This window comes from Thermogutta sp., assembly GCF_014359955.1.
Lineage (GTDB): Bacteria > Planctomycetota > Planctomycetia > Pirellulales > Thermoguttaceae > Thermogutta.
On sequence record NZ_JACIYL010000618.1, the window covers coordinates 1 to 2,754 of the forward strand.

Genomic DNA, 2,754 nt, shown 5'->3' on the forward strand with positions numbered 1-2,754 from the left:
CACGCCCGAAATTACTGTGTATCAGACGCCCGACGGCCGACTCGTCTTCACATGCCCGGGCGATCTCCGCCTCCAAAATCGCTTCGCAGCGGATGCGAATCTCGTCCTCCCGCGGGAAGAAGACCACCGCCACGCCGTAGTGCCTGGGCGGGGGAAGAGCCACATCATCCCGGGCAAGTTCTTCCTCGAAAAATTCGTGCGGAATTTGAAACAGGATGCCCGCACCGTCACCGGTCACTTCGTCGGCCACAGACGCCCCGCGATGCATCAGATTAAGCAGAACCTGCTTGCCGTACTCGATGATCTGATGGTCACGGCGTCCGGATATATTCACCACCGCCCCAATACCACAGGCGTCATGCTCATATTGAGGGTCGTAAAGCCCGTAAGGTTTGGGGTGTAGCCGATCGAATACCTGCGTCATTGGTCTCAAATCCTGTTTCTGCACTATTGTCTCGTCTATCCCATTCCCGCATTGTATGCGGAAGGCTTCAGCTTTCCAAGTTGAACGAAGTGGCTTGCCCAGTGGCAGGCTGTGAAAGGCGGGAACAGGCAGCACCGTCAGGAAAGCCATCGTCCACAGGCTACCCCGGGACGATTGCCTGTATTCAGGTCTATTTTAATTGGGCTGATCCCATCGGAAGCGCAACCCCCGCCCTGGGGTGCTTACGGCGCGCCTGGCCAAAAGACGATAGAGCGTTACATAACCGCACAGGTTCGGAAAAAAATACAATCGTCTCTAAATAAGTTTTCTTTTTCCGGTTTATTGCCGATTACTGCTGACTTTTACACCAAGACAATAAAGGTATTTTCGCCCCCGAATAAATATTTGGCCGTCGGACACGGCAGGGGACGCGACGGTCCGATCGTTGACTCGGTTCACGGCCAGGACCTCGTACTTCTCCCCTGCTCTTACGACCGTGCACTGGCCGGCCGTATCCAGAAAGTAAATCCTCCCCTCGGCAGCAATCGGCGACGCCTTGATATCGCGGCCGACGCGCTCACGCCACTTCAACTCCCCCGTTTTCGCATCGAGACACTGCGCGACCCCGTTATCCGCCGCTAGATAGAGCAGCCCCTCATAGTACACGGGACTTGGCGAATCAGGATTGTTTCCCTCGTAACGCCAGAGGATCCGATCGGCCGGGAGCTCTCCGGTACCCCCGATGCGGGCGGCAAAGGTCGCACCCCGCATGCCAATCGTCGCGTACACAATGTCCCCGGCTATTGTCGGCCCGGTGATCGTCCGGTTTCCTTTCAGACCGGGCAAATACCAGAGGCGCTGGCCCGTTCGTGCGTCGTAGCAATCGAGCCATTCCGCCCCCATCACGATAATTTCCGCACGATCCCCTACCCGGCGCACGAGCGGCGTTGTGTAGGCATCGCAACTCTCCTTTTCCGCGCCGGTCATTCGTGGCGTGTACCAAACTTCCTTGCCGGATTTCACATCATGCGCCACCACATAACTCGGCTGCGGCTTCTCCTGGAGATCGGCAAGCGAGTCCTGCATGCAGACGGAAATGACCAGGCCATCCACAATGACCGGACTGTTCGCATGCCCCCACCAGATCGTGTATCGCCCGTAATCTCTTTGCAGGTTTCTCCGCCAGAGCAACTCCCCGGCAAAGGTGAAGACGGCCAGGTCTCCATTCCCGAAATGAGCCACGACGTGCTCGCCATCCGTCACTACCGAAGGACTCGCGTTGTTGTTGAGTTTGTGGAACTTCTGGTACCCTCGCGGGGCGTCTGTCGGCGTGTCGGCGGTTCCCACCTGGCGGGTCCAAACAATCCGCCCGGTTGCTTTGTCCACGCGGAGCACAAGGAGGCGATCGTCGGACTGGGTGGTCAGAAAAATCGCGTTGCCCCAGATCACCGGGGTGCTGTTCCCCCATTCCGGAATCTCCGTTTTCCAGATGATCCCCTCGCCCGTCTCTTCCGACCACCTCAGCGGCAGACCCGTCTCACGACAAACACCCGTTCCCTCCGGTCCCCGCCACGTCGGCCAGTTGTCCGCCCAAAGCACGGTCGGGAAAGCAACCGCTAACAAACAGCCAACTTTCGCAAATCCCTTAAGTTGCCAGGGGAGTCCATACGAAAACCGGCCCAATCTGGAGGCAAGCCAGTACCAATCTGACATGGAGCCACTCGATGATCTGGGAAGGACGTAGAAAGGTCCGAAAGCCAGAAGGCCACAATTCTTGATATTATTATGCTAGCTTCACTCGTCCTTTGCCCGCAACCAGCTTTGGATTGTGGGGGTGTACGGACAGAGTTCCTCATCACGGAAGAAGATGGCCAGTTCGCGGGCTGCGGACTCCGGCCCGTCCGAAGCGTGGACGAGATTCATCTGCCGGGAGCAGCCGAAATCGCCGCGGATGGTGCCGGGCGTGGCGTTGAGGCCGTTGGTGGCGCCCACCATGTCCCGCACCACCCGAATGGCTTCGGGCCCTTCCACCACCATCGCCACCACAGGGCCCGCTGTGATGAATTCCTCCAGCGACGGATACCAGGCCTTTTGCACGTGCTCTGCATAGTGTTTTCGGGCAAGCTCCTGGGTGACGCGGATCATCTTCATGGCGATGATGTTGAGGCCCTTGTCTTCAAAGCGGCTGATGATCCGCCCCATGAGCCGGCGCTGCACACAGTCTGGTTTGAGCAACACGAGGGTGCGTTCCATTCCCGATGCCTCCGTCGTTTTCTTTTGCAGAGCATTTCCTGCCGGAAAATGTTCATCCACTTGGTAAATTCATGAAG

At 57.9% G+C, this 2,754-nt stretch carries 3 protein-coding genes; all 3 read right to left on the reverse strand.

Annotation, left to right across the window (positions count from 1 at the left end; all coding sequences use genetic code 11):
* Positions 1-424, reverse strand: a 424-nt coding sequence (locus tag H5U08_RS15065; protein WP_297034834.1) for a hypothetical protein, incomplete at its 3' end; no start/stop codon positions are given.
* Positions 425-763: 339 nt separating this feature from the next.
* A complete protein-coding gene (locus H5U08_RS15070) occupies positions 764-2,137 on the reverse strand; it encodes a PQQ-binding-like beta-propeller repeat protein (RefSeq protein WP_297034837.1) in 1,374 nt (457 codons plus the stop codon).
* Between the two features lie 81 nt (positions 2,138-2,218).
* Complete coding sequence (gene ndk / locus H5U08_RS15075; RefSeq protein ID WP_297034840.1) at positions 2,219-2,677, reverse strand: nucleoside-diphosphate kinase; 459 nt, start codon at positions 2,675-2,677, stop codon at positions 2,219-2,221.
* Positions 2,678-2,754 lie beyond the last annotated feature (77 nt).

What these genes read in the sequence shown, in the direction of transcription:
- H5U08_RS15070 (WP_297034837.1), bottom strand. Translation starts at nt 2,137, where the DNA reads ATGTCAGATTGGTACTGGCTTGCCTCCAGATTGGGCCGGTTTTCGTAT.
- ndk (WP_297034840.1), bottom strand. Translation starts at nt 2,677, where the DNA reads ATGGAACGCACCCTCGTGTTGCTCAAACCAGACTGTGTGCAGCGCCGG.